This is a genomic window from Rhizobium sp. RHZ01, assembly GCF_014851595.1.
GTDB lineage: Bacteria > Pseudomonadota > Alphaproteobacteria > Rhizobiales > Rhizobiaceae > Rhizobium > Rhizobium altiplani.
Map to the genome: position 1 here is coordinate 140,033 of NZ_JACUZZ010000006.1, position 12,997 is coordinate 153,029.

At 58.7% G+C, this 12,997-nt stretch carries 18 protein-coding genes and 3 pseudogenes; 16 read left to right on the plus strand and 5 right to left on the minus strand.

Translation table 11 applies throughout. From position 1 onward, the window contains the following. Nucleotides 1–193: 193 nt before the first annotated feature. Nucleotides 194–685: a phage regulatory CII family protein gene (locus IB248_RS09325; RefSeq protein WP_169683994.1), complete on the minus strand. Its 492-nt coding sequence runs from the start codon at nt 683–685 to the stop codon at nt 194–196. A 210-nt stretch (nt 686–895) separates the two neighbouring features. Beyond that, complete coding sequence (locus IB248_RS09330; protein WP_169683995.1) at nt 896–1,144, minus strand: hypothetical protein; 249 nt, start codon at nt 1,142–1,144, stop codon at nt 896–898. Nucleotides 1,145–1,232: 88 nt separating this feature from the next. Here IB248_RS09330 and IB248_RS09335 point away from each other — a divergent pair, with 88 nt between their 5' ends. The 12 genes from IB248_RS09335 (at nt 1,233) to IB248_RS09390 (ending at nt 8,007) form a co-directional block, all read left to right on the plus strand. Beyond that, nucleotides 1,233–1,913: a LexA family transcriptional regulator gene (locus IB248_RS09335; protein ID WP_169683996.1), complete on the plus strand. Its 681-nt coding sequence runs from the start codon at nt 1,233–1,235 to the stop codon at nt 1,911–1,913. Nucleotides 1,914–2,143: 230 nt separating this feature from the next. Beyond that, nucleotides 2,144–2,338 (plus strand): hypothetical protein, encoded by a 195-nt coding sequence (locus IB248_RS09340; RefSeq protein WP_169683997.1) that lies wholly within the window; start codon nt 2,144–2,146, stop codon nt 2,336–2,338. Nucleotides 2,339–2,411: 73 nt separating this feature from the next. Beyond that, nucleotides 2,412–2,585 (plus strand): hypothetical protein, encoded by a 174-nt coding sequence (locus IB248_RS09345; protein ID WP_169683998.1) that lies wholly within the window; start codon nt 2,412–2,414, stop codon nt 2,583–2,585. A gap of 163 nt (nt 2,586–2,748) precedes the next feature. After that, nucleotides 2,749–3,099, plus strand: coding sequence for a hypothetical protein (locus IB248_RS09350; RefSeq protein WP_246733841.1), 351 nt, complete (start codon nt 2,749–2,751; stop codon nt 3,097–3,099). Next, nucleotides 3,089–3,280: a hypothetical protein gene (locus IB248_RS09355; protein ID WP_169683999.1), complete on the plus strand. Its 192-nt coding sequence runs from the start codon at nt 3,089–3,091 to the stop codon at nt 3,278–3,280. Before IB248_RS09350 ends, IB248_RS09355 begins: the two co-directional genes overlap by 11 nt. Then, complete coding sequence (locus tag IB248_RS09360; RefSeq protein ID WP_246733843.1) at nt 3,277–5,193, plus strand: DNA cytosine methyltransferase; 1,917 nt, start codon at nt 3,277–3,279, stop codon at nt 5,191–5,193. The genes IB248_RS09355 and IB248_RS09360 overlap by 4 nt, the downstream gene beginning before the upstream one ends. Continuing rightward, complete coding sequence (locus IB248_RS09365) at nt 5,193–5,720, plus strand: hypothetical protein (protein WP_169684000.1); 528 nt, start codon at nt 5,193–5,195, stop codon at nt 5,718–5,720. The genes IB248_RS09360 and IB248_RS09365 overlap by 1 nt, the downstream gene beginning before the upstream one ends. Continuing rightward, on the plus strand, nt 5,717–5,986 hold the full coding sequence (locus tag IB248_RS09370) for a hypothetical protein (RefSeq protein ID WP_169684001.1): 270 nt from the start codon (nt 5,717–5,719) through the stop codon (nt 5,984–5,986). The genes IB248_RS09365 and IB248_RS09370 overlap by 4 nt, the downstream gene beginning before the upstream one ends. Next, the gene (locus IB248_RS09375) at nt 5,983–6,321 is read left to right on the plus strand and encodes an HNH endonuclease signature motif containing protein (RefSeq protein ID WP_169684009.1); all 339 of its coding nucleotides are present in this window, start codon (nt 5,983–5,985) and stop codon (nt 6,319–6,321) included. Before IB248_RS09370 ends, IB248_RS09375 begins: the two co-directional genes overlap by 4 nt. Next, the gene (locus IB248_RS09380) at nt 6,321–6,536 is read left to right on the plus strand and encodes a hypothetical protein (RefSeq protein ID WP_169684002.1); all 216 of its coding nucleotides are present in this window, start codon (nt 6,321–6,323) and stop codon (nt 6,534–6,536) included. Before IB248_RS09375 ends, IB248_RS09380 begins: the two co-directional genes overlap by 1 nt. 925 nt (nt 6,537–7,461) lie before the next feature. Next, entirely contained in the window at nt 7,462–7,632 is a 171-nt protein-coding gene (locus tag IB248_RS09385) for a hypothetical protein (protein ID WP_169681837.1), read from the plus strand. 237 nt (nt 7,633–7,869) lie between these two features. Further along, on the plus strand, nt 7,870–8,007 hold the full coding sequence (locus tag IB248_RS09390) for a hypothetical protein (protein ID WP_192240742.1): 138 nt from the start codon (nt 7,870–7,872) through the stop codon (nt 8,005–8,007). 89 nt (nt 8,008–8,096) lie between these two features. Here IB248_RS09390 and IB248_RS09395 read toward each other — a convergent pair. Continuing rightward, nucleotides 8,097–8,407, minus strand: a pseudogene (locus IB248_RS09395) (hypothetical protein). Nucleotides 8,408–8,689: 282 nt separating this feature from the next. Between IB248_RS09395 and IB248_RS32375 the strand changes: the two are divergent. Beyond that, nucleotides 8,690–8,999, plus strand: a pseudogene (locus IB248_RS32375) (hypothetical protein). A gap of 104 nt (nt 9,000–9,103) precedes the next feature. Then, nucleotides 9,104–9,237: pseudogene (locus IB248_RS31655) on the plus strand (SAM-dependent methyltransferase); the annotation flags it as partial. Between the two features lie 168 nt (nt 9,238–9,405). Here IB248_RS31655 and IB248_RS09400 read toward each other — a convergent pair. After that, complete coding sequence (locus IB248_RS09400; RefSeq protein ID WP_018856950.1) at nt 9,406–10,239, minus strand: SDR family NAD(P)-dependent oxidoreductase; 834 nt, start codon at nt 10,237–10,239, stop codon at nt 9,406–9,408. 100 nt (nt 10,240–10,339) lie between these two features. Next, on the minus strand, nt 10,340–10,981 hold the full coding sequence (locus IB248_RS09405; protein ID WP_083929853.1) for a ChrR family anti-sigma-E factor: 642 nt from the start codon (nt 10,979–10,981) through the stop codon (nt 10,340–10,342). 230 nt (nt 10,982–11,211) lie between these two features. On the opposite strand from IB248_RS09405, the gene IB248_RS09410 reads away from it, so the two are divergent. Together IB248_RS09410 and IB248_RS09415 are read left to right on the plus strand one after the other, a co-directional pair. After that, nucleotides 11,212–12,252, plus strand: coding sequence for a cysteine synthase A (locus IB248_RS09410; RefSeq protein ID WP_169681835.1), 1,041 nt, complete (start codon nt 11,212–11,214; stop codon nt 12,250–12,252). A gap of 6 nt (nt 12,253–12,258) precedes the next feature. Continuing rightward, nucleotides 12,259–12,996: an alanyl-tRNA editing protein gene (locus IB248_RS09415; RefSeq protein WP_018856953.1), complete on the plus strand. Its 738-nt coding sequence runs from the start codon at nt 12,259–12,261 to the stop codon at nt 12,994–12,996. The last annotated feature ends 1 nt before the right edge of the window (nt 12,997 follow it).

The following is a 12,997-nucleotide window of genomic DNA, read 5'->3' on the forward strand; positions in this document are numbered from 1 at the left end:
TTGCCCTTCTCAGTAATTGTCACGAAGTGCGGGTCATCATGGAGCCGGACGAGGTATCCTCCCTCGACGGCCGACCCGACACCGCGGTTGTCGCACTCAAATGAAAGCGGATACGCCCGGCTGTTTTGCTGGGCGTGGAGGCGGACGCGGTAGAGAAGACGGCATCCAGCGCTATCGAGGCCGGGCTCCATGATCATTCCCCAACCACTCTCAAACCAGCCTTCGTCGCGCCGTTCGCCTTGATGACGGCCAGCGCCTGGCGAAAGCTCGAAAGCCCGCGCTCGATGTTTGCCGCCTCTCGGTCCATCGAATGGGCTTCGGTCGGGGTAACAATGCCGTCCGCCATTGCGCTCGCGCCCGCCGCCATTAGCGCCGCCGCCTTCTGCATCACGTCCGAGTACGAGGTGAGAACGTTGACGTTCGCCTTGTGCTCAGCATCGGGATCAGACAATCGACGACCGCTCAGCTCGGCCATCGCCTGCGTGACAACTGGCACACCGCATTCGCTTTCGAGCGCAAATACCACCGAGAGCGGCATCAGGTCGGTATCGCGGGGGTTATTCATACGGCCGATATGGCTCGGCGAGACCGAGGAGATTTCTGCCGCCCGGTCGATCCCGCCAGCAAGCTTGATGAGATCGCGTTGAGCAGCTTTTACGCGGTGGAACCATGCATCTGACGACATGACAAAACCTTTCCCGCGCCGGGAATTCCGTGCGGTTTTTCCCGTAGTGGGAATTGATCGAAAATGTGAGTTTCAGTCCGTCAGCAGATCACGGAGGTCCGCATGCCTGGACGAAACATTGAAGATAAAGAGCACCGGACCACAGAGGTCCGCCGGTCCGGTGCGAGGTGGCGCGACGACCAGTTGGCCCGCGCAGGGAACAACGGGAAATCATGCGGCCTCCATCACAGGCTGCGGGCGGCCAACATCAGTCGGCCACTCTGCGCCCTCAGGCCAGTTGTCTGAAAACCATTGCATCGCGCGCTCGAAGGTCCCGGTCGTCACATCCTTCTCACCGATCGCGACGCCATCTAGCGTCGATCCACGATTGAGAACGATTGTCGAAACACGCTGGCGGCCAAGGCCTCGGGCTTGACCAAACGTATCGGAGACAAGAATGAGCTGTTCGCGTAGTGTCATGGCGACGGAGAATGCGGAAATCTTTCCGCCGCGTCAACAGAATTTTTTCCCCCTTACACAGAACGATGGTGCGGATAGAATTCCGCACATGAGCGAAACACTGCACGATCGCATCCGTAAGCGATTGGAAGAATTGAATTTAACCCCCGCGGCGGCGTCCCTGAAGGCGGATCTGTCGAAGGAGATGTTGCGCAAGCTGCTTGCTAACCCCGATGCGATGCCGTCGGGAAAAAGCCTCACTGCACTAGCGAACGCGCTTGAGGTTTCCGAGCAGTGGTTGTTAAGTGGAGGCGAAACCACCTCGGCGGTAAAGACGGATGTTCGGCCCGCTTCATCGACGCCACCCATGCGCCATGAAATGTCGAACGACGTCCCTGTCAGAGGGACAGCTGCTGGGTCACACCTGGGCGGCGCGTTCCAAATTACGAGCGATACCATTGATTTTGTTAGACGACCGCCTGCATTGATAAACGTCGTAAATCTATACTCGTTGTATGTTGAGGGCTCTTCCATGGAGCCACAATACTCGCCCGGTGACCTGATTTTCATCCACCCAGACAAGCCTCCTCGCCTAGGCGACGCAGTCGTCATTCAGTGCCAGGTCGATGCTGAAGGCCACGCCGAAGCAACAATCGGCATCTTGAGCAGGCGCTCTGCTGAGAAAGTCACAATCAGGAAACATAACCCGCCCGCCGAGATTGATCTGCCCCGTGAGACCGTGGTGACAATCCACAAAGTTCTCACTAACAATGAGCTGTTCGGCATCTAATCCGAACGGAAAAAGCGGAGATTGATTCGCAGCCCTGCCTCAAGCAGGGCTTTTCTTTTGACGCTACTACGGAAATATTTCCGCCATGGACTTGACCACGGAAATATTTCCGCTTTATGTTCCGCTCATCCGGCGGATCTCCTCCCAACCCGGATCGTCCACAAAGGGCGCGCCGCTGCTCTCTACTCCTCCCGGAGCAGCGGCGAAACCGGGGGGCGAAGGAGAGCACCGTGCAGACACAGACATATCCCGCAGTCTTAGCCCGCAGCATCGCCCACGAGATGGCAGATCTCGCTCTTGAGCGCGGCGAAGGCCTGACGCGCAAAGACTTCCAAGACCTTGGCTACACCAATGAGCAGATCGACGCCTACAGCCAGCAGGCGGCCCAGATCCATTCGCGTCGCTCGACACGGCGCGTCGCCTGAACCTTCCGGTTTTGGCTCCCGCTCCGATCAGGAACGGAGCGGATGCCCAAACGGAAGCGAAAGGGCTCCTCTCATGCATACAATTCGGACAGTTCGTCCGGTAGCTATGTCGCTGCCGGAACCGGGATCGCTTTACCTGCGCCTGACGCGGATGCCGGTCAAGGATCAGCGCATCGCCGAGTTCGCGTTGCTGCTGGCGATCGCGATCGTGTTGCCAGTCGTCGCAATCATGCAGGTGCCGGCATGACGCCAACCACCGCCATCCTTGCCGGGGTAATCGCCGCCTTTTGCGCCGGCATGCTGTTCGGGACCGCGGTTCTCATTTGCAGACTTCCGCAGGCCGTAAGGCGGTTCGTCGAGTGGCGTCGACTGCGCTCCCTGCGGGCGGATGACACGTGGGAGAACGCACCATGGAGGGATATGTGATGGCCGACATCCTGTCTTTCCCGCCGACGATGCGCGTCGTCTCGAATGATTTCAGCCCAAGCATCGCCGAGGAAATCGAGATCGAAATGGGGCGCATTCGCCGCCGCAAAGTTGCGCAGGCACTGGAGCACGTGGCGAGCGTCAACATCGATCTCGCCGTCGACAATCTTTGTGGCACGTCCGGCTTCGAAGGCCTGACCGACGAGACGATGATTGGTCTCGCTCACGCGGTGATCTGCGTCATCGACGCGCTCGGCTGCCGCAACGCGGATCTGCCGCTGCGCCGCCTCCTGAACGAAACGATTTTGCGGATGGAGAACGCCCATGCAGGCTAAGCTGAAGAAGCTAACCGGCAGGGAACTCCGCCGTCAAACGCTCGACCGACCGCTCGTCATCAAGACGATCACCGTAAACCGTCGCGTTGTGGCCGGCGACCACGGCGGCATTGCCTACGTCGATTTCAAGATGCCTTGGACGGCGATGTACGCTGCAGCCCTGCAGGAGCGCGGGCTTTGATAAGCGCTCCGATCATCGTTGACAGTTTTGCAGGTGGCGGCGGCGCTTCCACAGGCATTGAGATGGCTCTCGGCCGATCGCCAAATATTGCCATCAATCACAATGCGGCTGCACTGGCGCTGCACGCGGCCAACCATCCGGAGACGCTCCATCTCTCAGAGAACATCTTCAAGGTTGATCCGCTGGACCACGTTGCCGGCAAGCATGTCGGCCTCGCCTGGTTCTCGCCGGACTGCAAGCACTTCTCCAAAGCCAAAGGCGGCAAGCCTGTCGAGCGCAACATCCGCGACCTCGCATGGGTGATTGTCCTCTGGGCGGAGCGTGCGAAGCCAGACGTCATCATCATGGAGAACGTCGAGGAGTGGAAGGATTGGGGTCCGCTGATCGAGACCGAGCGCGGCCTTATGCCGTGCCCAGACAGCCGCGGCGAGACATTTCAGAAGTGGTGCAAGGCAATGCGCCGGGCTGGCTACAAGATCCAGCACAGAGAGCTACGCGCCTGCGACTACGGTGCACCAACTATCCGCAAGCGACTTTTCCTCATAGCCCGCCGCGACGGCAAGCCGATTGTATGGCCAGAAGCGACCCACGGCGCACCAGACGACCGCGAAGTGATTTCCGGCCGCAAGAAGCCATGGCGCACAGCCGCGGAGTGCATCGATTGGTCGCTGCCTTGCCCGTCGATCTTCGACACCACCGAAGAGATCTGGGAAAAGTATCAACTCAGGGCCATTCGTCCCCTCGCCAAGAACACAATGGCTCGAGTTGCTCGCGGCATGAAGCGCTACGTCCTCGATGCCGAGCGTCCATTCCTCGTCCAGACAGGGTACGGTGAGCGGGCTGGGCAGGCCCCGCGAGCTATGAGCGTTGACAGGCCCCTCGGCACGGTGGTTGCCAGCGGAATTAAGCACAACGTCGTCACGCCGCACCTTTCGGCATTCTATGGGCCTGGCGACGGAGGCAAGGATCGTTCCGCCAGCGTTGAAGAGCCGGTCAGGGTTGTAACGACCGAAAATCGCCATGCGATTATCGCTCCCATCCTCACCTATGCCCAGCAAGGCGGTGCAAATAGATCGGTCGAGGAGCCTCATCACACGATCTGCGCCAGCAAGAAGGACCAGAATTCCGTCATCATCCCGACGCTTGTCGGATGCGGCGGCCGAGCGGGGCAAAGCCGTCCACGTGGCGGGGACGAGCCATCGGCAACCATCACGGCGAAGGCAGATACCTGCGCAGCCGTCGCTTTCGTGGCGCAGAACAACAACGACAGCAGGCGCATCGGTGGCGTGAACCCCGGCCGCTCTGCCGAAAAGCCAATGTCGACCGTAACGGCATCTGGAGCGCAGCAGGGCGCCGTTACTGCATTCATTTCTCGCCAGTTCGGCACTTCGACCGGCCATGAGATAGGAAAGCCGCTCGGCACCACGACAGCCGACGGTGGCGGCAAGTCTCTCCTTGTCGCTCCCTACCTTCAAGCCTACTACGGCACTGGCGACGGCGGAGAAGAAGATCAGCCTTGCCGCACAATCACGACGAAGGACCGCCATGGCCACGTCGAGGCGACGATTGAAGCTCCCCCCTTCATATCCGATCAGGAAGTACGTGCTCGCCAGGTCGCAGACTTCATGCGCTCCTTCGGGTTTTGGGATGACAGGGAGTTCGTGACGCTCACGATCGGTGGCACTGAGTTCGTCATCGTCGACATTGGCATGCGGATGCTATCGCCGCGCGAACTTTACAATGCGCAGGGTTTCCCGCCCGACTATCAGATCGACACCGACGCCATTGGCAAGCCGTTCCCCAAGAACGTCCAGGTGTCCTGCGTTGGCAATTCAGTCTGCCCACCAGTCGCCGCGGCAATCGTTGGCGCCAACTGCCAAGATCTCGTCGAGTACCGGGAGGCCGCAGAATAATGGCCTCGACAGCAGACGCGCAACGTTTGGCGATCATCCGCACCAGGCACGCCGAGGCCAGCACCAACTGGCAGCTAGGCAGCACCGGCACGGAGCTCCTTGCTGTCATCGTGCCGAACACACAGCCTGTCGCGGTCGCACAGCTCACCGTCGAGTGCGGATACATCGATCGCGACTTCATGCTTCACGCCCACGACGATCTTCGGTTCGTTCTCGGCTTGCTTCAGGAAGCATTCGCCGAGATCCGGCGCTGGAAGCCGCAACAGCTTCAGCAGGCAGAGCGCGCGCACAAGAACGCGAACTATGCGGCCGAGTGCGCTATGCGATCAAACGATCAGATGTTCCGTCGCTTCCTGCTGGAAGCGAAGGGAGCGACCGAAGTCAGCGACGCGGTCCGCGTGGACTCGCACGTTCGCTACCTCCTGAAGATCGACAGCCGCAACGAATTGAATACCGACGCCGGCGCCCGCAACCGATGGTTCGATCTGCGCGCCGAGTTTGAGGCTTGGAAGAGGAATGCCGCATGACCGTGGATATCTACAACATGTCTGACGCCGATCGGCAGTCGCACGCAACCGCCGCAGCTCACCAGGCGTCAGAAGCCGTGACTGAGCTTCTGCGCTTCAGCCGCGAGGGAGCAGACATCAACGGAACCTTCGGCGAGATCGATGTCGTCGAGAAGCTTCTGGACGCCGCGAAGATTGCAACCGAATGCCTCACGGAGGAGGACGACGGCCAGCGCTACTCGTCGATCTATGCCGATCTCAAGCACGAACTGGAGTTCTGGGCCTGATGAGCCGGCGCGACAACATTCGTGAGAAGGTCATGGCTCGCGTGCGTACGGACGAAGATACCGGCTGCTGGATCTGGACGGGCCCTACGTCGGGAACAGAAGGCCGCGGAGCCGGATATCCACGAATGGCTTTAGCCGGACAGACAGTCGCGGTTCACATTGTCATGTGGACCAACGAGCACGGCTACATCCCCGGCAAGAAGGAACTGGACCACGTTTGCCGAAACCGGCTCTGCGTCCGTCCCCATCCCGATCATCTGGAAATGGTGACCCGAAAACGCAATGCCATTCGTCGCGAACAGGCAAAGCGAGCACTGATTTGCGAGGAAGCTTGATGGCCATTAGAGCCCCAGCGAAAGAGATCACGATTGAGCGGCTTGGCGAGATGCTCATCTTTGCCGCCAAGCTCGTAGATCGAAAAGGCCCGATCGCGCAGCCAATCCTCGATCGCTGCGAGCGGGAGTATCTGGCAGCTAAGCAGAGGCAGGAAACCAGATCCGGCAGCCAACTGGAGCGCATCCAAAAATTGTTGGGAGCAGCACCGCAATAATCAGACTACTTTTCGTCCTACTTTTTGGACTACATATCAGGCGCCAGCAGATCAGAAATTGTCGAAACAGGCCGCAATACAAGGAAACTCCACCGGCTTACAAAGAGGAGCCAAATCCGGCCCGGGGAGCCAGTTTCAGAGATAAACGCCTGCTTTTGTTGATATTCCAAAAGCAGGCGTTTTCTTTCCCCACTTTTGAAATCGCGTTTGGCCGATTGGTTCCTGTGGATAATCTTCTACGACGTCCACGCCAGGCTGTGGTGGAATCAGAAAATTTGCGTCCGCTGCTCACCGTTCGACCATAGATGTATTGAAACTGGGGATCTGCAGCATGGAATCAGCAATATACTTCGGAACTGGCGTCGTAGTAGCGAAGCGGACAGATGCATTCCCCTGGGAGGTCAGTGGGTGTTCTTGTCATCGATAACAGCCACTTTCCAGCCCCGTCCCACGGCTTAGGGACGATCCTCTACGAAAAAGACGCCATAGAAGAACTTTGGGAGAAAAGACCAGGATCTCGGTGGTCGCGTCCCGATCTCCAGATTCTGACCGGCGAGGGAGACAAGGCAGAGCTGAGCGGCACTTACGCTGTGCCGATCGCGCCGGGAGAAAAGTATGTTGTCGGCATCTTTGAAAATGGGTCTGGCCGCCTCTCAGACCCACATGTCCGCTGCACTGGCACCATAACAGCGGTGCCAGGCGCGCCGAAAACAACCGATCTCATACCCGACGGTGAGAACGGATCAGGCGGCACCTTCCATGTACACACATCGAGACAACCGTTCATACGGATATTGTATTCGTTGGAGCAACCATGGAGCCGCCAAGTTTTGACAGCTGGATCCCAGTCCTCCGAGACCCGGTCGGTAGGATAAAAATCACTCCCAGTTCTGGCAGAACGCATCACGTCACATTGGATTCATTGGTGCCCGGAAACCCCTTTCATTTCACGATCATGGTCGTCGATCCCGGCGGAAACTGGGACGTGCTGACGAGCAGCTTCGCGACGCTCGGGCGGAGGGTGACGGTGCAATTCCCCCAGATGCGCATTCTCAATGATGGCGACCCATCCAGCGTTGGTGAAGGGGAGTTTTGATTTCGTGTTTCCGCAGGCGATGACCACCGTGCAATGAACATATTGCAGGATTTCCACCTCCCAACGATGGATATTGACGATTGGCCGGAAACCGGTCGCCCGTATTCAATCGGATTCGCTTATGTCGAGAATACATTTGCATCGATCCCAACGGACCGCCCAAATATTTGGGTGGGATCGTGGGGCTTGGAGCATGATGCCCCCCTGGAGTCGGATGAGGGAGCCGGAAACTTTCTAATGAAACTTTCGCTGCCGACCGGGTCCAGGGAGACCGTATCGAGCAGAACTGTAAAGCTGCGATGCCCCACGACCACGACCGGCGATGACTTCGGTTACGAGGTCGATGTGACATTCTCTGTCGAATACGGTCGATGATAGTGGCAATTCTCAAAGAAAAGCCGCCGACATTCGCGCCGACGGCTTCTTTTCGTGGGTGCCACGGTTGGCGCCCGTGGCACTGCTGACTAGAAGTTAAAATACAGGCTCACACCTGACCTACGATTGTAGGGGTAATAGTCGCGATAGCCGTATCGGGGATAGCCGTAATACCGCGGACGGTAGCACGAGCCGTAATACCGACAGTCGCGATAAGCGTACCGCCGATTCTCCAGTGGCCATTCGCATATCCGTTACCGTGGCCGCGGTGCTTGACCTGCTCGACGTCGGCGGTGTGGATAGGTGCTGCTTTCGGCACGCCAATTGGCGCGGCGTTTAGCGGCAGGGCGAAAGATCCAGCCAGGACCATGGCTGCGAGTGCGGCCAAAATCTTCTTCATCATCGGATCATCCTTTCAGGCTGCGAGCCTGGGTTAACAGGCATCAACCTCCGATGAACGGCTGCGCGCTGCGGACTTCGCAATAAAGTCAGCCGGCGCGCTGCTTTTGTTGGAGCAGGTAATGACCACGCCAGCCATTGGTGTAGTTCCCGGAAAATGAGATCGAAGAGCTCAGCCCTAGATGCTCCTCCTAACACCTCGCGCATACAGGCTTCGGCTCAGCATCGGAACAATTTTACCTGCAGAAGAAATAGCCCGCGAAGGTTGGGCGACCGGTGAAAAATCCGCGCGATTTTTGCCGCTGGTCTGGCGACCTCCGCTTTTGCCCAATCCGTTCCCGACCCAATCGGCCCGACCAATGGCGGCTCGAAAAATCCGAGCTCCAGCACCTACCCCGGCGACTAAACGAGCAGTGAAACGGCACGCATCCGATCACTGTCGCTCCGGTTGACCCGATGACAACGCCGAGCATGACACCACAGCCGAGGCGCTGGATTGCCGAGGCATGCCGCAAGCGAATTCGGGTGTTGATACCCGTGGTAGCGAGAGCGGCGTATCCATCAGTGACGCCTGCCGCGAAAGCGACGACTGATCTGACACATCGTTGATTTCCAAAGGGCCGGTGTAACCGGCCCTTCCCCTTTTGTACTGCCGACCCGCTCGGCGGAGGAAGCCACGGTGGCAATACCGCTCCCAGAAGCTGAATTGTCACTGGTCAGAGACTTTTGTTTCTGATTAGACTGCGCCATTCTCCTGCCGAAAGGCGCGAGCGTTTTTGGTCGACATTGGAGCGCATTCGCCTATTTGGTTTTGATGAGCGCTTCAAACGGCCGTTGGGAGTTCGAGTTATTTCGATTGTGAGCAGACTTCCGCACTAGAACATAGACGTTCGCCAGGACGTCTATTCGCGGAGCTGACGAGAGCGGATGGCGGCCCTTTTAGGCAGATGACCTCCTGTCTGGCCGTCATCCGCCTCGTCCTTGCCTGGAAACTGAACATCACTCCGCAGGATGCGGCATCGCCGGACGGGCGTGCTTTTCAAGCGGTCGCTCCCGCCATCCCGTCGAGCGATTGACCAGCCAGAAATAGAGCCCGTAGGGAAGAAAATTGACGAGCTTCATCATGTAGGTGAAGCGCTTCGGGAAGGTAATCTCGAAGCGTTGAGACTTGAGTCCTGCCGAAATCTGTTCGGCGGCCTCCTCGACCGAGACCAGCGAGGGCATCGAGAATTTGTTCTTCTTAATCGCAGGGGTATCGACGAAGCCCGGATTGATGAGCTGAATGCGGATGCCCATCTTGTCGAGATCGAATTTCAAGCTCTCGGCCATGTTGATCAAGGCGGCTTTGGTCGCGCCGTAGGCCGCGCTTGTCGGCAGGCCGCCATAGCCTGATACCGATGAAACGACGGCGATCTGCCCCTGCCCTTTGGCCTTCATGTGCCGCACGGCCGGGATGAGGCAATTCACGACACCCTGCAGATTGACCGCGAAGCTCTGCTCGAAATCGCTGAGCTTCAGTTCTTCCGCGTGGACGGGGAAATAGACCCCCGCATTGAAAACCGCCAGCGCAAGTGCGCCATGTTCATATTCGATTGACGCAAGCACGTGCTCCATGTCTTCGGCGTTGGTGACATCGCCGTCGAGCACGATGATGCTGCCGGGTAGGTCCGAAGCCTCGGCCTGCAATTCCGCAAGCTTCTCGTGGTCGCGAGCGGTGACGGCGACCTTGTATCCGTCTCCGGCGAGCTTCAATGCCAACGCTCGCCCGATTCCGGAACTCGCGCCCGATATCCAGGCTATTCCATGTTCGGGACGGGCGACGAAATCTGGCATGGCACATCTCCTCCGGGCTGTTTTCCAAACGTCAAAACAGGTCCGGGAGTTCCTCGCCATCTCCCGGTTTCAAGGGAATATCACGCCATTGTGGCTGCTTTCAGCCGATCAGGTCTCGGATGAACTGGGGGAAGGAGCCGGTGAGCTTGATCGGCGCGTCAAAAACCGAAAACGCGATGCAGGGACGATCTTTTTCGGCAACAGGTCGGTGGTCGACGCTCTCGTCCGCTACGGAGATGTCGCCAGGCCCGAAATGGCCGCGACTGTCGTTGAACGCGCCGTCCAGGATCAAGGTGAGCTCCATGCCCTTGTGGGTGTGTGCAGGCAAAGCCCGGCCAGCCTTGATCCACATCAGGCTGACTTCGCAGCCATCGATATCGGTCGAGTACTCCTTGAAGCCGGGAAGCTTCGTCTTCCAGGGGACCGTATCCACATCATAGCCGACCAGGTTGCGAATCGCCTTCGGGAAGAACCCCTGTTTTGTCGGCAGGTCGGCTGGCTTTTCAGCTGGCAGCGCAGAGGCGAAGACCGCGGCGAGGCGCACCTGGCGATCGCCCATTGCGGCTTCGGGTGTCTCCTCGAGGGCCTCCCCAGCAAGGGATTCCAGATCTCTCACCAGCAAGCGATGATCGGGCTTCATTTCAAGATGCGATTCGACCAGCACGCGTGCCGGCTCAGGAAGGGATCCGGCGACGTAATGCGCCATCAACGCATCGACCGTGTCGATATGCTCATGAACCATGACGGTTTCGGTTGTTTTTTCTTCTAGAGACTGCTTTGTCGTCATCCCTACGCTGAAAGTCAATCTCCGGATCACAAGGCCGGCGAACGGCTCTGGCTCGAGTGCCTGGACGGCAGCGAAGTCTAATTTTGTCGCTGCGCTCAAAGGGATGGAATAGCATTTCTTGCCAACCTAGCCTTGTGAAGGGAAAAGACCGTTCCTAAACTAAGCGTTCAAAAGAGGCAGAGTCCATGACCGTCCATCCCTCCGTTCTAGAGGCAATCGGCAACACCCCGTTGATCAAGCTCAAGGGTGCGTCGGAAGCGACCGGCTGCACTATTCTCGGCAAGGCGGAATTCCTCAATCCCGGCCAGTCGGTCAAGGATCGCGCGGCGCTCTACATCATTCGCGACGCAGAGAAGAAGGGCGTGCTGCGGCCGGGCGGCGTCATTGTCGAGGGGACCGCCGGCAATACCGGCATCGGCCTGACGGTCGTTGCAAAGGCGCTCGGCTACCGGACCGTAATCGTCATCCCGGAGACGCAGAGCCAGGAAAAGAAGGATGCGCTGAAGTTGCTCGGCGCCGAACTCGTCGAGGTGCCCGCCGTTCCCTACAAAAACCCGAACAATTATGTGAAGGTCTCAGGAAGGCTGGCCGAACAGCTGGCGAAGACGGATCCCAACGGCGCGATCTGGGCGAACCAGTTCGACAACGTCGCCAACCGGCAGGCGCACATCGAAACGACGGCCAGCGAGATCTGGAACGATACCAACGGCAAAGTCGACGGCTTTATCTGCTCCGTCGGCTCTGGCGGGACGCTTGCGGGTGTGGCCGCCGGCCTCAAGGCATTCAACAAGGACATCAAGATCGGCCTGGCCGACCCCGACGGAGCCGCGCTCTACGAATTCTACAAGAACCGCGAATTGAAAGCGTCGGGTTCCTCGATCACCGAAGGGATCGGTCAGGGACGGATCACAGCGAACCTTGAAGGCTTCACGCCCGATTTCGCCTATAGCATTTCGGATGCGGAAGCCCTGCCCTACGTCTTCGATCTCGTCGAGCATGAAGGCTTGTGCCTGGGCGGATCGACGGCAATCAACATCGCCGGCGCAGTACGCCTTGCCAAGGAGCTCGGTCCCGGCCATACCATCGTGACAATCCTCGCCGACTACGGCAACCGCTACCAGTCCAAGCTTTTCAACCCCGATTTCCTGACGTCGAAGGGCCTGCCGGTTCCGGCGTGGCTCGCCAAGACGCAAGACATACAGATCCCATACGAACCAGCAGCGTGAGACCCCATGCCCGTCAATGCCCTCTATCGTGACGATTTCTATCTTTCGACATGCGAGGCGGTGGTAACCGCCGTTCACGACGACGGGGGCATTGAGCTGGATCAAACCTGCTTCTATGCGACATCGGGAGGCCAGCCGGGCGATACGGGATTCCTCGAGCGCGCCGATGGCAGCAAGATCACGCTTGGGCAGACGAAGCATGGAGCGACCAAGGACATCGTCGTGCATGTGCCGCTCGAGGGCCAGGAACAGCCGGCCGTCGGCGAGAAGCTGGTACTGCATGTCGACTGGCCGCGCCGCTACAAGCTTATGCGGATGCACACCGCCTGTCACCTGCTCTCCGTCGTCTGCTCCTATCCGATCACGGGTGCAGCTGTCGGCGAGGATGAGAGCCGTGTCGACTTCGATATGACCCAGACGATCGACAAGGACGACGTCACCGAAAAACTCATGGAACTGGTGCGGCAGAACTATCCGGTCTACCTGCAGTGGATCACCGACGAGGAGCTTGCTGCCAACCCTGGTATCGTCAAATCCAAGAACGTCCGTCCGCCGATCGGGCTCGGTCGGGTCAGCCTTGTCTGCATCGGCGAAAACTCTGCGATTGACAGCCAGCCCTGCGGCGGCACACATGTGTCCGAAACTCAGGAAGTCGGTCAGATTCACATTGCCAAGATCGAAAAGAAGGGCAAGGAAAACCGTCGCTTCCGTATTCGCTTCGGCGCTCCCGGCGACGAAGCCTGAA

Excerpts from the sequence above, each read along its gene's own strand:
- IB248_RS09345 (WP_169683998.1), top strand. The coding sequence starts at position 2,412 with ATGCATACAATTCGGACAGTTCGTCCGGTAGCTATGTCGCTGCCGGAA.
- IB248_RS09405 (WP_083929853.1), bottom strand. The coding sequence starts at position 10,981 with ATGGTTCATGAGCATATCGACACGGTCGATGCGTTGATGGCGCATTAC.
- IB248_RS09335 (WP_169683996.1), top strand. The coding sequence starts at position 1,233 with ATGAGCGAAACACTGCACGATCGCATCCGTAAGCGATTGGAAGAATTG.
- IB248_RS09390 (WP_192240742.1), top strand. The coding sequence starts at position 7,870 with ATGAAACTTTCGCTGCCGACCGGGTCCAGGGAGACCGTATCGAGCAGA.
- IB248_RS09410 (WP_169681835.1), top strand. The coding sequence starts at position 11,212 with ATGACCGTCCATCCCTCCGTTCTAGAGGCAATCGGCAACACCCCGTTG.
- IB248_RS09355 (WP_169683999.1), top strand. The coding sequence starts at position 3,089 with ATGCAGGCTAAGCTGAAGAAGCTAACCGGCAGGGAACTCCGCCGTCAA.
- IB248_RS09400 (WP_018856950.1), bottom strand. The coding sequence starts at position 10,239 with ATGCCAGATTTCGTCGCCCGTCCCGAACATGGAATAGCCTGGATATCG.
- IB248_RS09330 (WP_169683995.1), bottom strand. The coding sequence starts at position 1,144 with ATGACACTACGCGAACAGCTCATTCTTGTCTCCGATACGTTTGGTCAA.
- IB248_RS09415 (WP_018856953.1), top strand. The coding sequence starts at position 12,259 with ATGCCCGTCAATGCCCTCTATCGTGACGATTTCTATCTTTCGACATGC.
- IB248_RS09325 (WP_169683994.1), bottom strand. The coding sequence starts at position 685 with ATGTCGTCAGATGCATGGTTCCACCGCGTAAAAGCTGCTCAACGCGAT.
- IB248_RS09365 (WP_169684000.1), top strand. The coding sequence starts at position 5,193 with ATGGCCTCGACAGCAGACGCGCAACGTTTGGCGATCATCCGCACCAGG.
- IB248_RS09380 (WP_169684002.1), top strand. The coding sequence starts at position 6,321 with ATGGCCATTAGAGCCCCAGCGAAAGAGATCACGATTGAGCGGCTTGGC.
- IB248_RS09370 (WP_169684001.1), top strand. The coding sequence starts at position 5,717 with ATGACCGTGGATATCTACAACATGTCTGACGCCGATCGGCAGTCGCAC.
- IB248_RS09350 (WP_246733841.1), top strand. The coding sequence starts at position 2,749 with ATGGAGGGATATGTGATGGCCGACATCCTGTCTTTCCCGCCGACGATG.